A 17,536-nucleotide genomic window follows, 5' to 3' on the forward strand; every position below is an offset into this window, starting at 1 on the left:
AAAGCCATGAAGATCTATCCAGTCATCCTGTCGGGCGGTTCCGGCACCCGTTTGTGGCCGCTGTCGCGCGCCGTGCTGCCAAAGCAACTGCTGCCGCTGGTGGGCGAGCAGACCATGCTGCAGGAAACGGCGCTGCGTGCGCACAGCCTGCCTGGCGGGGTTTGCCAGGTCATGCCGCCACTGGTGGTATGCGGCAATGAGCACCGCTTCATGGTGGCTGAGCAGTTGCTTGAAATCAAGCTGGAAGCCTTGGGCATCCTGCTTGAACCGGTGGGCCGCAATACGGCGCCGGCGGTGGCGGTGGCAGCGCAGTACCTGCTGGCGATCGACCCCGAGGCCTTGATGCTGGTGTTGCCGGCCGACCACGTGATCACCGATGTGGCGGCCTTCCACCAGGCTATCATCGCTGCCGCAGCGCTGGCGCAAGGTGGCGCGCTGGTCACTTTCGGCATCGTGCCCACGGCACCGGAAACGGGCTATGGTTACATCCGCGCCGGCGCGCCGGTGGGTAACGAGCCGGTGCAGGGCGCTTGCCGGGTCGAGCGTTTCGTCGAAAAGCCGGACCTGGCAACGGCGCAAGGTTTCGTCGCGGCCGGAAATTACTTCTGGAACAGCGGCATGTTTGTATTCCGCGCCGAGCGTTATCTGAGTGAGCTGGGGCAATTCCAGCCCGCCATGCTGGACGCTTGCGTGGCGGCCGTGCGCGATGGCTGCCGCGACCTTGATTTCTGCCGCCTCGATGAAAAGGCTTTTACCGGCAGTGCGTCCGATTCGATCGACTACGCCGTGATGGAACGCACGACGCATGCGGTAGTGCTGCCGGCCAGCATCGGCTGGAGTGATGTCGGCTCCTGGTCGGCCCTGTGGCAGGTGCAGCAAGGCGACGCCAGCGGCAATGTGGTGCGCGGCGATGTGTATCTCGATGGCGTCAGCAACTGCCTGGTGCGCGCCGAGCGCCGCCTGGTGGCCGTGCTGGGCGTGAGCGACCTGATCGTGGTGGAAACCGATGATGCGGTGCTGGTGGCCCACAAAGACCAGGTGCAGCGGGTCAAGCAGGTGGTCGACCATCTGAAACAGCAGGGCCGCAACGAACATGTGCAGCACCGCAAGGTGTATCGCCCGTGGGGCAGCTACGAAGGCATCGACCTGGGCCAGCGTTTCCAGGTCAAGCGCATCACGGTCAATCCGGGCGGCAAGCTGTCGCTGCAGATGCACCATCACCGGGCCGAACATTGGGTAGTGGTCAGCGGCACGGCCAGGGTGACGTGTGGCGAAAAGGTGACCTTGCTGACGGAAAACGAATCGACCTATATTCCGATCGGCATGACGCACCGCCTTGAAAACCCCGGCAAGCTGCCGCTGCACCTGATCGAAGTGCAGTCGGGCAGCTATCTGGGCGAGGACGATATCGTTCGGCTGGAAGATGTCTATCAGCGCACATGAGGCCTGGCAGCGCGTGTAGGACGCTATAATCGTCGGCAGGCAGGCGGCCCATGCCGCCCGCTCTCTCAACCTGACGGCGGCGACCACTCTTGCGTATATTTCTTTATCTTTCCCTGGCACTGGCTGCCAGCAGCGCCACTGCTGATGCGCCGCCAGCGGCCGCCGGCCTGCAGCCGTCGCAACTGGCCATCATCATCAACGACGCCGAACCCAACAGTGTCGAAGTGGGCGAATATTACAGGCAGGTGCATGGCGTTCCCACCGCCAATGTCGCCCACGTCAATATTCCGAACCGGCCCCGCAAGCTGAGCATGGACCAGTTCAACCGGCTCAAGGAGCATATCGATGCCCAGCTGAAACCCGGCATCGAGGCCGTGCTGATGGTATGGAGTGCGCCGTACGCCGTCGAGTGCAATTCCATCACCTCAGCCTTTACTTTGGGCTACGACGCAGGGCAGTGCAGCAAGAGTTGCGACCCGGGCAAGCCCAGCCCTTATTTCAACAGCAATGTGACGCAACCGTACACCCAGCTGGGCTTGCGCCTGGCGATGCTGCTGCCTGTCGATTTTGTGGAAGAGGCCAAGGCCGTGGCCGATCGTGGTGCCGTCAGCGGTTTTTCGCCGCCGGCCGCCAGCGCTTACTACCTGACGACGTCGGACTCCGCGCGCAACAGCCGCGCGCCGCTGTTTCCGCCGCCCGGCATGCTGGCCCCGCACAGGCTGGCCATCAAGCACCTGAAGGCGGACAGCCTGGAAGGGGCGCAAGACATCATGGTCTACCAGACGGGCCTGGCCAAAGTGGCCAGGCTCGATACCCTGCGCTTCCTGCCCGGCGCACTGGCCGATCACCTCACTTCGTTTGGTGGCGACTTGCAAGGTACCCAGCAAATGAGCAGCCAGCGCTGGCTGGAAGCGGGCGCGACGGCCAGCTATGGTACCGTCAGCGAACCGTGCAGCTACTGGCAGAAGTTTCCGCAGCCCAGCGTGCTGCTGCGCCGCTACCTGTCGGGCAGCACCGCGCTTGAAGCATATTGGGGTAGCGTAGCCTGGCCGGCGCAAGGCTTGTTTATCGGCGATCCGCTGGCAGCGCCGTACGCGCGCTTCAGGCGCTGATTGCTGGTGCAAGCGCCCCTATGCCATCAGGAAAACCGCAAAACGGATTAAGGAATCATTTGCTCGCACGGGTATACCGGGCCAAGCGGGTCCGAAAAATGTCGAGGGCAAGGCGCAGCGATGACGACAGTACGCTAGTACGCATAGGAGCTGCAACGCAGCCATCGGCATTTTCTCGGGCTCGCGACTCCGGCCCGCCGTTCTTATGTTTTTAGGCATTACGGATTAAATACGTAAGACACTTAACTGGACGGCATTAGGCCCCGGCGGGCTGCTGCGTTTACGCTGTTTTGGCCAGCTTGCGCCGTCCTGCAAAGGCAACCAGGCCCAGGCCTGCCAGCAACATGGCCCAGGTTTCCGGTTCCGGTACGGCCGGCACTGCCGGCGTGGTCGGGACCAGGCCGCCGCTGGTATTAAGGCCGCCGGCTGCGCCGCCGCCGCCCACGCCGCTCGAGTCGCCAGTGGTGGTGGGCAGGTTTTCACTGAGTGACGACGCCACCAGCAGTGGCGCCTGGTTGTCGGCGCTGCCGCTGCGGCTGCGGTTCAGCGCACGGCCGGCCGCACCGTAGGCCGCGGTCTCGTCGAGTGGGTACACTTCCTCAGCGGCCACGAAATCACGGGTGCGGAAGCGAAACTGATTGTCGTCGGCTGCCAGTATCTTGCCGCCAGATATAACAGCATCATTGCCCGAACTTGCCTTGATCGCCAGGCGATGCGTGCTGTCGGCGGAGTCGAACTTGCGCAACTCCTGGTCCGACACCACGCCGGTAAAGTCCGGCGTCTTTTGCTTGCCGTCATTGGCACGCGTGCTGCCACTGATAAACCCGTCGGCCAAGCTGCAGGCGCTGTAGGTGCCGTCGAGGTTGGCATCCTTGGCATTGCCGTTCGCGCTACTGGTGCTGGCCTGGCAGCTTTTTTGATTGTCGCGCGGCTGGGCTTGCGTCTGTGTCTGCGCATGCGCGCTGCTGCCGAACGCCATGATGGCGGCGGCCAGCAGCCAAGGGCGCGCGGTCAAGCAGCTAAGAATCGATAGTGACATGATAGTTCTCTCAAAAAGCAGGCGCGCCGCGTCGCTGGTGACGCTGATTGCGCATATTGCAGCCACCTGTCCCGGTGACCGTTGTGTGCGGAGAGAGGTGTGCTTTTCAAGGCCAGGCATGGATGAGGCCTGAACCTGCTTGTGCGGTATCTGGTTTAATCCTTGTCAGGAATTAAACTTATTTGCAGGAAATATATCATATTTTTCTGTTTAGTGTCGAGCCTGCTTTCAGAATTCTGCACCTTGTTGCAACGCCTGGGCCTGGCAATGTTCATGCGGTGCGCTTGAAATCGCGGAAGCGGAAGCCAGCGAGCAACAGCGTGCCGAAGTAGGCCACGCCGCACAGGCAGAGCAGCAGGCCCAGTGTGCCGGCCCGCATTAATGGATGGGCTTGCATGGCGATCCAGTCGATGCGTGTCGCGCCATACGCGGCCACGCCGCCCATGACGGCCAGGGCCGGCAGCAGGCGCAGGAAGAACTTCAGCCAGCCTGGTTTCGGCGTATAGATGCCGCGCCGGCGCAAGCCCCAGTACAGGAACGTGGCGTTCAGGCAGGCGCCCAGGCCGATCGACAGGGCCAGGCCGGCAACCGCCAGATACGGCACGAAGAGCCAGTTCATCAGTTGCGTGGCGATCAGCACGCCGATGGCGATCTTGACGGGGGTGCGGATATCCTGGCGTGCATAAAACGCTGGCGCCAGGGTTTTGACCAGGATAATGCCCAGCAGGCCCAGGCTGTAGGCCACCAGCGGCTCGGTCGACATGGCCACAGATTCGGCCGAAAATTTACCATAATGAAAAAGCGTGGCGATCAGCGGCGTGGCCAGGGTGGCCATGCCGACGGCCGCCGGCAGGGCCAGCAAAAAGGTCAGGCGCAGTCCCCAGTCCAGCAAGGACGAGTATTCCGTCTTGTCGCCGTCGACATTGGCCTTGGACAGGCTGGGCAGCAAGATGGTGCCCAGCGCCACGCCCAGCATGGCGGTCGGGAACTCCATCAGGCGGTCCGCATACGACAGCCAGGAAATGCTGCCTTCGGCCAGGCGCGAGGCGATGCTGGTGTTGATCATCAGGCTGATCTGTGCGGCCGACACGGCAAACACGGCCGGTCCCATTTTTTTGAGCACGCGCCGCACGCCGCCGTCCGACAGGCCGATGGCCGGGTTGATCGACAAGCGTGGCAGCATGCCGATCTTGATCAGGGCAGGGATCTGGATCGCCACCTGCAGCAGGCCGCCGACAAACACGGCAATCGCCATGGCGTAGATAGGCTGCGCCAGGTAGGGTGCCAAAAATAGCGAAGCGGCAATAAAGGACAGGTTCAGCAGCACCGGCGTGAATGCGGGGATCTTGAATTCGCGCCAGGTGTTCAGGATGCCGCCGGCCAGCGCCACGAACGACATGCAACTGATATAAGGGAACATCAGGCGGGTCATCCAGACGGCCGCGTCGAAGGCGCCGGGGTCCTTGTTCAGGCCGGTGGCGATCACATACACAAACCATGGCGCGCCGAGGATGCCGATGGCGGACACCAGCAAGGTGGCCCACACCAGCGTGGTGGCCACATGGTCGGCCAGTTGCCTGCTGGCGTCCTGGCCGTGCTGGTTTTTATACTCCGACAAGATGGGCACGAAGGCCTGCGAGAACGCGCCTTCGGCAAACAGTCGCCGCAGCAGGTTGGGAATGCGGAAGGCCACGATAAAGGCGTCGGTATAGGCGCCGGCGCCGAAGGCGCGCGCGAACAGGCTTTCGCGCAATAAGCCGGTGACTCGGGACAGCATGGTCATGCTGGAAATGGCGGCGAGGGTTCTGAGCAAGTTCATGGGGGCAGATTATAGCTGTGCGCGGCCTGCGCAAACGGTTAACATGCTGTAATAATCACGGTTGCTGGCCCCCTGGCTGTGATGTTTTTTGCCTTGTCAAAGCCAATACGGGATTTTTTGAATTGCCCTCGCCCGAAAATATCGTTATAATCGAAGGCTGTACAGAATTCTGTTACGCAGACACTAATGTTTGACAGGCAATGGTTTGGCACACATGGTTCGGCAGACGCACAGAACGCACCGGTTGGCAAACACTAATGTTTGCAAACGCACTTTGACCCTGTTTTAGGAAATTCCATGGCAAATACCGCACAAGCGCGCAAACGCGCTCGTCAAGCAGTTAAGCAAAACGCACACAATTCGTCCCAGCGTTCGACCTTGCGCACAGCTATCAAAGCTGCTCGCAAAGCGATCCAGGGCGGTGACAAGGCAGCTGCTGCTGCAATCTTCCAAGCTTCCGTGTCGACCATCGACCGTATCGCTGACAAGAAGATCATTCACAAAAACAAGGCAGCTCGCCACAAGAGCCGTCTGGCAGCTGCCTTGAAAGCACTGTCCGCTTAATATTCAACCATGCACCAGTTCTCTGGTGCCGGATGAAAAGCAAAAACCCGCAGACTTGTTCTGGCGGGTTTTTTCGCTTGGTAAATACTATTTTTCGCTCTGCATATCGTCGCTGGCGGTCATGCAGAGCGCCAGCCGTCAGGCCGTCGCATCATGTGCCGGCCAGCGCGTCGCCCGGCACTTGGCACCATTCACCCGGCATCAAGGGGTGGCTGGCCAGCGAGAACGGCCCGATGCTGCTGCGCACCAGGCGCAGGGTAGGCAGGCCGACTGCCGCCGTCATGCGCCGCACTTGCCGGTTTTTTCCTTCTTTCAATGTGATCGCCAGCCATGACGTTGGCTGGTCGAGGCGCGCGCGGATAGGCGGATGGCGCGGCCATAGCCAGTCGGGCTCGGCAATCTGCACGGCATGGCACGGTTTGGTGACGAAGTCGCCCAAGTCCAGCGGCGCCTGCAAGCGCGCCAGGCTGGCCGCATCGGGCACGCCGTCGACCTGCACCAGGTAGGTCTTCGCTTCCTTGCGGTCGGGGTGGCTGATGGCGTGCTGCAGGCGGCCGTCGTCGGTCAGCAGCAGCAAGCCTTCGCTGTCGGCATCGAGCCTGCCGGCCGGGTAGATGCCGGGGATATCGAGATGGTCGGCCAGGGTACTGCGGCCATCCTGCGGCGAGAACTGGCACAGGACCTGGAATGGCTTGTTAAAAAGTATTAATGGCATGGTGTTATCTTGATGCAAAAAAGGGTGATGCCGACGGTGTGGCGTGGCACCATGTACTATAGTGGTGCATAATGAGAAAGTAGGCATCTTATATCTTATAGAAGACTCATGCCTTTCTCTGCCCCTGATTCGTTTTGTGTAGCAATCCCCTCGGAGATTTTGATGTACCAACATATTACAGTACCTGCTGACGGACAAAAAATCACCGTCAACGCCGATTTTTCGCTGAACGTGCCCGACCAGCCGATTATTCCCTTCATAGAAGGCGATGGCACCGGCAGCGATATCACCCCGGTGATGATCAAGGTGGTTGACGCGGCGGTGGCCAAGGCTTATGGCGGCGCGCGCAAGATCAGCTGGATGGAAATCTTTGCCGGCGAAAAAGCTACCCGGGTGTATGGCGCCGACAGCTGGCTGCCGGCGGAAACGCTGGAAGTGCTGAAAGACTATGTGGTGTCGATCAAGGGGCCGTTGACCACCCCGGTCGGTGGCGGCATGCGTTCGCTCAACGTGGCATTGCGCCAGCAGCTCGACCTGTATGTATGCCTGCGCCCGGTGCGCTATTTCAAGGGCGTGCCGTCGCCATTGAAAGCGCCGGAAAAAACCGATATGGTGATTTTCCGCGAAAACTCGGAAGATATCTATGCCGGCATCGAATACGCGCAGGGCACCGATGAGGCGAAAAAGCTGATCGATTTCCTGGTCAGGGAAATGGGAGTGACGAAAATCCGCTTTCCCGACACCTCGGGCATCGGCATCAAGCCGGTCTCGGTCGAAGGCACCGAGCGGCTGGTGCGCAAGGCGCTGCAATATGCAATCGACAATGACAAGCCGTCCGTGACAATCGTGCACAAAGGCAACATCATGAAATACACGGAAGGCGGTTTCCGCGACTGGGCCTATGCGCTGGCGCAAAAGGAGTTCGGCGCTGAACTGATCGATGGCGGCCCGTGGTGCAAGTTCAAGAATCCGAAAACCGGGCGCGACATCACCGTCAAGGATTCGATTGCCGACGCATTCCTGCAACAAATCCTGATGCGTCCGGTGGAATACAGCGTGATCGCTACCCTGAACCTCAATGGCGACTATATTTCCGACGCGCTGGCGGCCCAGGTCGGCGGCATCGGCATTGCACCGGGCGGCAACCTGTCCGATTCGGTGGCCATGTTCGAAGCCACCCACGGCACGGCGCCGAAATACGCGGGCAAGGACGTGGTGAATCCCGGTTCCCTGATTCTGTCGGCGGAAATGATGTTGCGCCACATGGGCTGGGTCGAAGCGGCGGACCTGATCATCGCGGCGATGCAAAAGTCGATCGCCCTGAAACGCGTGACCTATGATTTTGCGCGCCTGATGGAAGACGCCACGCAGGTGTCGTGCTCGGGCTTTGGCGAAGTGATGGTCGAGCAGATGTAAAGATCAGGTGTAAAGCGAAGGACGAAAAAAACCCCGTTCGAAAACGGGGTTTTTCACATCTGAGGGCCGAAAGAAGCTTAGGCGGACTGGATGTTGGAAGCTTGCTTGCCTTTAGGGCCTTGCGTGACTTCGAATTGAACTTTTTGACCTTCTTTGAGGGTCTTGAAACCGTTCATGTTGATCGCGGAGAAATGAGCAAACAAATCTTCGCCGCCATCATCTGGAGTGATGAAGCCAAAGCCTTTGGAATCATTGAACCACTTAACTGTACCTGTTGCCATAAAAAGAACTTTCAAAATTAAAACAAATCACACGAGCCATAAAAGCAAGAAGCTTCTTGCCCCCTCCTCGACGTCTCACTTCTTATCAAGCTGTACATATTACTGCAACAGTCGATACAGCATTGTTGGCGGAATAAATATCGAAGTCAAGCGCTTTTCCACTGATCTTGCCAAATTCTTCACGGCCACCAAAAAAGCCACTCTTGATTTTGGCGACAGGGACGCCATCTGCGCTGAAGTGAGAAAACGCGTAAGATTGAAAACAATTGGAAACGCGCAGATATTGCGCATGACAACCACTGTGAAAGCATTAGAATAAGCGTATGGCAACCAAGCACGACACAGAAGCCCTGCTGGAGCGGCAAGCCCTCAAGCCGCCGCCACTCTATCAGGTAGCCTTGCTCAATGACGATTACACTCCCATGGAATTCGTGGTGGCCGTCATTCAGGAGTACTTCAACAAGGACCGTGAAACGGCAACGCAAATCATGCTCAGTGTTCACCGCTACGGCAAAGGAGTGTGCGGCGTGTTCTCTAAAGATATCGCGTGTACCAAAGTGGAGTTCGTTTTAACGCATGCGCGCAAGGCGGGGCATCCCCTGCAGTGCGTGATGGAGGAAGTATGATTGCGCAGGAATTAGAAGTAAGTTTGCACATGGCGTTTGTCGAAGCTCGGCAGGCACGGCATGAATTCATCACGGTTGAGCATCTGCTGCTGGCACTGCTGGACAATCCCTCTGCAGCCGAGGTGTTGCGTGCCTGCGCGGTCAATATTGACGACCTGCGCAAGACGCTCACCAACTTCATCGGCGACAACACGCCGACCGTGCCTGGCACGGGCGAGGTCGATACCCAGCCGACGCTTGGTTTCCAGCGCGTGATCCAGCGCGCCATCATGCACGTTCAATCGGCATCGAATGGCAAGAAAGAAGTCACCGGCGCCAACGTGCTGGTGGCCATCTTCGGCGAAAAGGATTCGCACGCGGTCTACTACCTGCACCAGCAGGGCGTGACCCGCCTGGACGTGGTCAATTTCATTTCCCACGGCGTACGCAAGGACCAGTCGACCGAAAGCGCGAAAGCGTCAGAAGGCGTGGAAGAGGGCGCATCGGGAGCCGAAGGGCAACCGAAGGAAAGTCCGCTCGACCAGTTCACGCAAAACCTGAACAAGGCCGCGGCCGAAGGCAAGATCGACCCGCTGATCGGGCGCGAGGACGAAGTCGACCGCGTGATCCAGATCCTGTGCCGCCGCCGCAAGAACAATCCGCTGCTGGTCGGCGAGGCGGGCGTGGGCAAGACGGCCATCGCCGAAGGCCTGGCCTACCGCATCACGCAAAGCGATGTGCCGGAAATCCTGCAAAATGCGGTCGTGTATTCGCTCGACATGGGCGCCTTGCTGGCCGGTACCAAATACCGCGGTGACTTCGAACAGCGCCTGAAAGCCGTGCTGAAACAGCTGAAGGACAACCCGAACGGCATCCTGTTCATTGACGAGATCCACACTATTATCGGTGCGGGTTCGGCTTCGGGCGGCACGCTGGACGCGTCCAACCTGCTGAAACCGGCGCTGGCCAATGGCCAATTGAAGTGCATCGGCGCGACCACTTACACGGAATTCCGTGGCGTGTTCGAAAAAGACCATGCGCTCTCCCGCCGCTTCCAGAAAGTGGACGTCAACGAGCCTACCGTCGAGCAGACCGTGCAGATCCTGCGCGGCCTGAAATCGCGCTTCGAAGAGCACCACGGCGTGAAATACTCGGCTTCGGCCCTGTCGACGGCAGCTGAACTGGCAGCGCGCTTCATTAACGACCGCCATCTGCCCGACAAGGCGATCGACGTCATCGATGAAGCGGGCGCGGCGCAACGCATCCTGCCGAAGTCGAAGCAGAAGAAAACCATCGGCAAGGCCGAGATCGAGGACATCATTGCCAAGATCGCCCGTATTCCGCCGCAAACGGTCAATCAGGACGATCGCAGCAAGCTGCAAACCATTGATCGCGACCTGCGCAATGTGGTGTTCGGGCAAGATCCTGCCATCGATGCGCTGGCTTCGGCCATCAAGATGGCGCGTGCTGGCCTGGGCAAGACGGACAAGCCGATCGGCTCCTTCCTGTTCTCCGGTCCTACCGGCGTCGGCAAGACCGAGGTGGCCAAGCAACTGGCGTTTATCCTTGGCATCGAGTTGATCCGTTTCGACATGTCTGAATACATGGAGCGTCATGCGGTCAGTCGTCTGATCGGCGCGCCACCCGGCTATGTCGGTTTCGACCAGGGCGGTTTGCTGACCGAAGCGATCACCAAGAAGCCGCATGCGGTGTTGCTGCTCGATGAAATTGAAAAAGCCCATCCGGACATTTTCAACATCCTGCTGCAAGTGATGGATCATGGCACCTTGACGGACAACAACGGTCGCAAGGCCGACTTCCGCAACGTGATCATCATCATGACCACCAATGCGGGTGCGGAGAGTTTGCAGAAGGCCTCGATCGGCTTCACCAATTCCAAGCAGGCAGGCGACGAGATGGCCGACATCAAGCGCATGTTCACGCCGGAGTTCCGCAACCGTATCGATGCGACCATCAGCTTCCGTGCGCTGGACCAGGAAATCATCCTGCGCGTGGTCGACAAGTTCCTGATGCAGCTGGAAGAGCAGCTGCACGAGAAAAAAGTCGAGGCCGTGTTTACCGAGAAGCTGCGTGCCTTCCTGGGTAAAAAAGGTTTCGATCCGTTGATGGGCGCGCGGCCGATGTCGCGCCTGATCCAGGACATGATCCGCAAGGCGCTGGCCGACGAACTGCTGTTCGGCCGCCTGGTCACGGGTGGCCGTGTCACGGTCGACCTTGACGACAAGGACCAGGTCTTGCTGGAATTCCCGGAACCGCCAGATGCGGCGCCGACGGCAGCGCCGGAAACGGTCGAAGTGGAATAAGCGCTTTTCCGGCTTGAGAAAAACCCGCCCACGCAAGTGTCGCGGGTTTTTTTACGTCCTTTTGGGCAATAAAGAAGGTTTTCTTCGGGGCGCTTTATGCCAGAATTGTCGTCCGGTATCGACATGATGTCCATGCCGCCTGACCGCTATCTGGATGCCCTCATGAAAATTTCCAATCGTCTTGCCCTGCTGTTGTTGTCCGCCGGCCTGCTGGGCAGCGCCACCGCTACTGCCGCCGCCACCAGTTACTTCCGTTTTCCCGCTGTGCGTGGCGACACCGTGGTCTTCACCGCCGAAGGCGACTTGTGGAAAAGCAGCGTGCGTGGCGGGCCGGCCCAGCGCCTGACCACCCATCCCGGCTATGAAACCAATGCGGCGATTTCGCGCGACGGCCAGTGGCTGGCGTTTTCCGCCTCGTATGAAGGGGCGCAGGACGCCTATGTCATGCCGCTGGCGGGCGGCTTGCCGCGCCGTATCTCGTATGACAATGGCGGCGTGCTGGTGCTGGGCTGGACGGCGCAGGGTGAAGTGCTGATCAGCACGCAAAATACCGATGGCCCGGCCTCGCGGCGCATCGTCGCTGCCATCGATCCGGTCAAGCTCGCGCGGCGCGTGTTTCCGGTCGCCGACGCCAACGACGCCGTGCTCGACGATGCCGGCAAGACGCTGTTCTTCACGCGCTTTGGCCTGGCCATGACGAACGACAATGTGCGCAACTACCGTGGTGGCGCACATGCCCAGCTGTGGCGCTATGAACTGGACGGCAAGAGCGAAGCGGTGCCCCTGCACGGCGACGCCGCTGTGCGGGCCGGCAATAACAAGCGGCCCATGTGGTGGCAGGGCAGGGTGTATTACATCAGCGATGAAAGCGGCAGCGACAATCTGTGGAGCATGCTGCCGGACGGCAGCGACCGCCGCGCCCTGACCAGCCATACTCAATGGGATGTGCGCAATGCCTCCCTGGGCGACGGCAGGATCGTGTATCAGTTGGGCGCCGATCTGCAGGTGCTGGACCTGGCGGCGGGCACGGACTCGCCGCCATTGCCGATCAGCCTGGTCTCGGACTTTGACCAGCAGCGCGCGCGCCAGGTACGCTCACCGCTCGATACCCTTTCCAATGTGCAGCTCTCAAGCAAGGATGAACGGCTTGTCCTGACGGCGCGCGGACGCGTCAGCATCGCCGGCACCGGCAGCCAGCGCCGGGTCGATATCGCGATTCCGGAAGGGGCCCGCGCGCGCGACGCCGTCTTCAGCAGCGATGAAAAATTCGTCTACGCCATTGTCGACACCAGCGGCGAAAACGAGATCTGGCGCTATGCGGCCGACGGTTCCGGTCCCGGCGAACGATTGACCACCGAGGGCGACAGCCACCGCTGGAAACTGTACCCGTCGCCGGACGGGCGTTATCTGGCGCACAGTGACAAGAAGGGCCGTTTCTGGCTGCTCGATCTGGCCACCAGGGCCAATCAGCTGATCGACGATGCGGGCAAGGCTGGCGTCGACAAGCACGACGAAGTGCAATGGTCGCCCGACAGCCGCAACCTGGCGCTGGTGCGCGTGGCCAGCAACGAGCAGCGCGAACAGATCGGTCTTTACAATCTCGCCAGCAAGGAACTGCATTTCGTTACCAGCGACCGCTATACCTCGGGTTCGCCGATGTTCTCGCCCGATGGCCGCTGGCTGTATTTTTTGTCGGCCCGTCATTTCCAACTGGCCAATGAATCGCCCTGGGGCGACCGCAACATGGGCCCGGTGTTCGACAAGCGCGTCGGCGTGTATGCGCTGGCGCTGCAGCCGGGCAACCGTTTTCCCTTCCAGCCCGACGACGAGCTGAGCCGCCCCGGCGTGAAACCACCGGAAACCGACGATGAAAAGGCGGCCGAACTGGCCGCCGAAAAGGCACTGGAAAAAGTTGGAGGCAAGGCGGCCGTGAAAAAAGCGCCCGCCACCGTGCCCGCCATCGTCACCAACGGGCTGGCGGCACGGCTGTACGAAGTGCCTTTGGCGTCCGGCAACTACACGGCGCTGGCAGTCGACGACAAGCGCCTGTATTTGCTCGATCGCGATGGTGCCGACAACAAGTCCAGCCTGAAGACTGTGGCGATCGGCAATACCGGTTCCAAGCCCGAGTTGCTGGTCGCCAATGTGCGCGAATTCGACCTGGCGTTCGATAAAAAACATCTTTACTACCGGACAGCTGCGGCCACTGGTCCCGGCGAGATGCTGGTGATCGAGGCGGGCGCCAAGCTGCCGACCGACCTGACGAAGGCGAAAGTGAAAGTCGACGACTGGACCTTTGTATCGAATCCGCGCCTGGAATGGAAGCAGATGTTCAACGATGCCTGGCGCTTGCACCGTGACTTCCTGTATGACGCGAAAATGCGCGGCGTCGACTGGACGGCCGCACGCAGCAAATATGCACCGCTGGTCGAGCGCGTGACCGACCGCGCCGAACTCAATGACCTGCTGGGCATGATGGTGGCCGAAGTGGGCGCCCTGCATTCGCAGATCCGTCCCGGCGAATTGCGCCGCACGGAACAGGAAGGCACGCCGGCCGGCCTCGGCGCCGTGCTGGTGCGCGGCAAGGATGGTTATCTGGTCGAACATATTTACCGCAGCGAACCGGAATTGCCGTCCGAGCGCGCGCCCTTGTCGCGCCCGGAAGTGGACGTCAGGGAAGGCGACGTGATCACGGCCGTCAATGGCAAGCCTGCCCTGGGCGCGCGCGATATCAGCGATTTGCTGCTGAACCAGGCCGGCAAGCAGGTGCTGCTGCAGGTCAGGCGCGGCAATGGTGCGCCACGCGCCGTGATCGTCACGCCGGTCGACATGGCGAAACAGACCGCGCTGCGCTATGGCGACTGGGAGCTGAGCCGCGCGGAACAGGTGGCCGCCAGCTCGCAAGGGCGCATCGGCTACCTGCACCTGCGCGCCATGGGGGCGCGCGATATCGCCTCGTTCGCGCGCGATTTTTATGCCAATATCAACCGCGAAGGCTTGATCATCGATGTGCGCCGCAATAACGGCGGCAATATCGACAGCTGGATCATCGAAAAGCTGCTGCGCAAGGCCTGGGCCTTCTGGGCGCCGCCCGGCGTGCAGCCGTCGTCGAACATGCAGAACACCTTCCGTGGCCACCTGGTGGTGCTGGTCGACGAGCTGACCTATTCCGATGGCGAGACTTTTGCCGCCGGCATCAAGGCCTTGAAGCTCGCGCCGCTGGTGGGCAAGCGCACGGCCGGCGCCGGCGTCTGGCTGAGCGACAACACCAGACTGCTGGACAACGGCATGGCGCGCGTGGCGGAAAACGGCCAGTTCGGCGTCGATGGACAGTGGCTGATCGAGGGTGTCGGCGTGGTGCCCGACGTGGAGGTGGAAAACCCGCCGCACGCCACCTTCAATGGCGGCGACCGCCAGCTGGAAGTGGCGCTCGAGATGCTGGCCAGAAAGTTGAAGGAGGAGCCGCTGCACCAGTTCCAGGCGCAGCCGATACCGGCCTTGAAGCGTTAGAGGCTGGCGGCAGCGCGGAACTGCTGCGCGCGGCGGCGCGACACCTCCACCTGCGTGCCATCGGTCAGCAGCAGGTCCAGACCGTCGGCCGCATTGGCCGATACCCCGGCGACATGCGCCAGGTTGACGATCTGGCGCCGGTTGGCGCGGAAGAAGCGCGACGGGTCGAGCCGTTCTTCGAGCTGGTTCAGCGAGCGCGGCATCAAGGGTTGTTCGGTACCAAAATGGACGCGCGCGTAATTGCCTTCCGACGTGAACAGGCTGATGTTCTCCAGCGCCACGAACCAGCAGCGCGCGCCGTCCTTGATAAAGATCTTGCACGCAGCCGGGGGCGCCGCCTGCACGCGTGCGCCGGCGCGCAGCAGGGCCGTGGCCAGCCGGTGCGCCTGCACCGGTTTTTGCAGGTAGTCGAGGGCGCTCACTTCAAACGCCTGCAGCGCGTACTGGTCGTAGGCGGTGCAGAAGATCACCTCGGGCGCCGCATCGAGCGCAGCCAATAAATCAAAGCCGGAACCACCGGGCATCTGTACGTCTAGCAGCAGCACATCGGGCCGCAGCGCGGCGATCTGCGCCATCGCCTCCAAGGCGCTGGCTGCTTCACCGACGATTTCCACTGCGGGATGGGCTTGCAACAGGCGGCGCAATTCGGCGCGCGCCAGGCGTTCGTCATCGACCAGCAATACGCGCAAGCTGCTCATGGCTGCGGCAACCGCAGCACCGCATGCACGGCGCCGTCGCGTTCATCGAGTGACAGCGCGGCCGCAGCGCCAAGCGCCAGCGCCAGGCGCTGGCGCGCATTGGCCAGCCCCACGCGGGTAGAGCTTGAGTGCGCGCGCAGCGCTCCCGTATTGGTCACCGTGATGGTGACGCCGCCATGGTGGCGCCTGGCGCTGATGGCGATGTCGCTACCGGCCAGATTCGGCTCGACGCCATGCTTGACGGCGTTTTCCACCAGCGTTTGCAGCGCCATCGGCGCGATGCGCACTGTACCGAGGCCATCATCGAGCGACATCGCGACGCGCAGCCGGTCTTCGAAGCGGATCGCTTCGATCGCCAGGTAGGTTTGTACTGCCTGCCATTCGTCGGCCAATGGCACAGTGACGTGCTGGTTCGATTGCAAGGTGTAGCGCATCAAAGCGGCCAGCTGGTCGACCATGTCGGCGGCCGCTTCCCGGTTTTCGAACACCAGCGCGCGCACGCTGTTGAGGCTATTGAAAAAAAAGTGCGGGTTGACCTGCGCCTGCAGCGCGCGCAGTTCGGCGTCCTTGGCCAGCACTTGCAGGCGCAGTGCTTCGGCCTCGAAGCGGCTGGCGCGGCGCAGCGACTGTGTCATCGAATACAGCACGGTCCAGACCAGAAAGATGCCGAACCACGACACCAGCGCCGACGGCAGCCAGTTCAGGCTGGTGACGGGGCCTAAGGGCTGCAATATCACATAGCCCAGTCCCGCCAGCGCGCATTGCAGCAGCGTCAGAAGCATCAGCGATGGCAGCACATGCTGCCAGGCGAAGCGTCCGTTTGTCCAGCCGCGCTGGCGCAGCACGCGGCGCCATGCCATCGATAGCAGCAGGCCGCTGGCCGCGCCCCACCAGCTTACGCCGATCACGGCCCAGCTGACGGGTGCAAAGCTCAGGCTCAATAGCGCCAGCAGGGCGGCGATATTCCATCCCGTCAGCTGGAAAATCCAGTACCAGTTCAAGCGGGCAAGCAGTGGCGGCGAAGGTTGCATGCAAAGGTTTGAAGACTTATTTCAGGAATTGGTCGATCTGGCCGTGCAGCCAGTCAGGATCATCGTACATGATGAAGTGGCGCGCCGCATCGCTGATGGCGATTTGCACGCCGGGCAGCTTCTGGTACTGGCTCCGGAAGGTAGCCTCGATGGCGGCGCGCGGCGCGTAGTCCTTGTAGGCGATCCAGGTACCCAGCACCAGCGTCGGCGTAGTGATGCGCGCCACGTCCTGGCGCAGGTCGGTGCCGATGATGGTAGCCATTGCGGCGATCACCGTGTTTTTATCCGAACGCATGCCCCAGCCCGTGATGCGCGCCACGTCATCCGGCTTGCTGGCCATGCCGGCGACGCTGCGGCGCTGCTGTTGCGCAAAGCTGGTGTCATCCTGGGCCAGCATGGCGGCGCGCATCTGCGCGGCCATGCCCTGCAGCTGTTCCGGCGTGATGGTCGGCAGCTGGGTCGCGCCCAGCGCCGGCAGGGCGTCGACAATCACCAGCCTGCCCACCTGTTGCGGATGGTCGATCGCCAGTTTCAAGGCCAGAAAGCCACCGAGGCTGTGGCCGATAATGGCCGGCTGGCCCAGGTGATTGTCGCTGATATAGCCGGCCAGCTGGCTTTCCGCCTGCGCCAGCAGGTCTCCTGCAACTGGCGCCGCGCCGGCAAAGCCGGCCAGGGTAAGCACATGGCACTGGCGTTGCTGCGCTGGTCCGCACAGGTGTGCCACCGTGCCTTGCCACACCTCGCCCGACGATGCCAGGCCAGGGATCAGGATCACGGGCGTGCCCTTGCCGGTGACCCCGACCTGGAAGGCCGGGTGGGTGGCGGCAGCGGCGGCCGGTGCGGCGTGGACTGCACCGGCAATGGCCAGGGTGGTGATAAAAGCGGCGCAGCGGCGCAGCAGCGAACTGTTCATGGGAGGCTCCGAATGGGTGATAGAGATGCCGATCTTAGCGATGCCTGCCATGCGGCGATAGCGCCG

Annotated in this window: 14 protein-coding genes; 7 read left to right on the forward strand and 7 right to left on the reverse strand. The window is 61.4% G+C overall.

The window, feature by feature from the left end; genetic code table 11:
* Positions 1–6 precede the first annotated feature (6 nt).
* A complete protein-coding gene (locus tag ACQ4WM_RS24175; protein WP_436549201.1) occupies positions 7–1,443 on the forward strand; it encodes a mannose-1-phosphate guanylyltransferase/mannose-6-phosphate isomerase in 1,437 nt (478 codons plus the stop codon).
* A gap of 89 nt (positions 1,444–1,532) precedes the next feature.
* A complete protein-coding gene (locus tag ACQ4WM_RS24180) occupies positions 1,533–2,555 on the forward strand; it encodes a TIGR03790 family protein (RefSeq protein WP_436549202.1) in 1,023 nt (340 codons plus the stop codon).
* Between the two features lie 280 nt (positions 2,556–2,835).
* Here ACQ4WM_RS24180 and ACQ4WM_RS24185 read toward each other — a convergent pair whose 3' ends face one another.
* Both ACQ4WM_RS24185 and murJ read right to left on the reverse strand, forming a co-directional pair.
* Positions 2,836–3,594, reverse strand: coding sequence for a PEPxxWA-CTERM sorting domain-containing protein (locus tag ACQ4WM_RS24185; protein ID WP_436549203.1), 759 nt, complete (start codon positions 3,592–3,594; stop codon positions 2,836–2,838).
* Positions 3,595–3,865: 271 nt separating this feature from the next.
* Entirely contained in the window at positions 3,866–5,413 is a 1,548-nt protein-coding gene (gene murJ / locus ACQ4WM_RS24190) for a murein biosynthesis integral membrane protein MurJ (protein WP_436549204.1), read from the reverse strand.
* 297 nt (positions 5,414–5,710) lie between these two features.
* Here murJ and rpsT point away from each other — a divergent pair, with 297 nt between their 5' ends.
* Positions 5,711–5,977 (forward strand): 30S ribosomal protein S20, encoded by a 267-nt coding sequence (gene rpsT, locus ACQ4WM_RS24195; protein WP_010395935.1) that lies wholly within the window; start codon positions 5,711–5,713, stop codon positions 5,975–5,977.
* Between the two features lie 151 nt (positions 5,978–6,128).
* Here rpsT and ACQ4WM_RS24200 read toward each other — a convergent pair whose 3' ends face one another.
* Complete coding sequence (locus tag ACQ4WM_RS24200; protein ID WP_436549205.1) at positions 6,129–6,692, reverse strand: pseudouridine synthase; 564 nt, start codon at positions 6,690–6,692, stop codon at positions 6,129–6,131.
* A gap of 162 nt (positions 6,693–6,854) precedes the next feature.
* Between ACQ4WM_RS24200 and icd the strand changes: the two genes are divergently transcribed.
* Positions 6,855–8,108 (forward strand): NADP-dependent isocitrate dehydrogenase, encoded by a 1,254-nt coding sequence (gene icd / locus ACQ4WM_RS24205; RefSeq protein ID WP_436549206.1) that lies wholly within the window; start codon positions 6,855–6,857, stop codon positions 8,106–8,108.
* A gap of 77 nt (positions 8,109–8,185) precedes the next feature.
* On the opposite strand, the gene cspE is transcribed toward icd, so the two are convergent.
* Complete coding sequence (cspE, locus tag ACQ4WM_RS24210) at positions 8,186–8,389, reverse strand: transcription antiterminator/RNA stability regulator CspE (protein ID WP_008446468.1); 204 nt, start codon at positions 8,387–8,389, stop codon at positions 8,186–8,188.
* A gap of 323 nt (positions 8,390–8,712) precedes the next feature.
* Here cspE and clpS point away from each other — a divergent pair, with 323 nt between their 5' ends.
* The 3 genes from clpS (at position 8,713) to ACQ4WM_RS24225 (ending at position 14,828) form a co-directional block, all read left to right on the forward strand.
* A complete protein-coding gene (gene clpS / locus ACQ4WM_RS24215) occupies positions 8,713–9,015 on the forward strand; it encodes an ATP-dependent Clp protease adapter ClpS (RefSeq protein ID WP_065306728.1) in 303 nt (100 codons plus the stop codon).
* Positions 9,012–11,318, forward strand: coding sequence for an ATP-dependent Clp protease ATP-binding subunit ClpA (gene clpA, locus ACQ4WM_RS24220; protein ID WP_436549207.1), 2,307 nt, complete (start codon positions 9,012–9,014; stop codon positions 11,316–11,318). The genes clpS and clpA overlap by 4 nt, the downstream gene beginning before the upstream one ends.
* 162 nt (positions 11,319–11,480) lie before the next feature.
* Positions 11,481–14,828: a S41 family peptidase gene (locus ACQ4WM_RS24225; protein ID WP_436549208.1), complete on the forward strand. Its 3,348-nt coding sequence runs from the start codon at positions 11,481–11,483 to the stop codon at positions 14,826–14,828.
* Here the strand turns inward: ACQ4WM_RS24225 and ACQ4WM_RS24230 are convergent.
* The 3 genes from ACQ4WM_RS24230 to ACQ4WM_RS24240 are packed head-to-tail and all read right to left on the reverse strand — an operon-like array spanning position 14,825 to position 17,470.
* On the reverse strand, positions 14,825–15,526 hold the full coding sequence (locus ACQ4WM_RS24230) for a LytR/AlgR family response regulator transcription factor (protein WP_436549209.1): 702 nt from the start codon (positions 15,524–15,526) through the stop codon (positions 14,825–14,827). The genes ACQ4WM_RS24225 and ACQ4WM_RS24230 overlap by 4 nt on opposite strands.
* Complete coding sequence (locus ACQ4WM_RS24235) at positions 15,523–16,557, reverse strand: sensor histidine kinase (RefSeq protein ID WP_436549210.1); 1,035 nt, start codon at positions 16,555–16,557, stop codon at positions 15,523–15,525. The genes ACQ4WM_RS24230 and ACQ4WM_RS24235 overlap by 4 nt, the downstream gene beginning before the upstream one ends.
* A gap of 16 nt (positions 16,558–16,573) precedes the next feature.
* The gene (locus tag ACQ4WM_RS24240) at positions 16,574–17,470 is read right to left on the reverse strand and encodes an alpha/beta fold hydrolase (protein WP_436549211.1); all 897 of its coding nucleotides are present in this window, start codon (positions 17,468–17,470) and stop codon (positions 16,574–16,576) included.
* Between the last annotated feature and the right edge of the window lie 66 nt (positions 17,471–17,536).

Origin of the sequence: Janthinobacterium longum (assembly GCF_051380735.1) — a bacterium.
Taxonomy (GTDB): Bacteria; Pseudomonadota; Gammaproteobacteria; order Burkholderiales; family Burkholderiaceae_D; genus Janthinobacterium.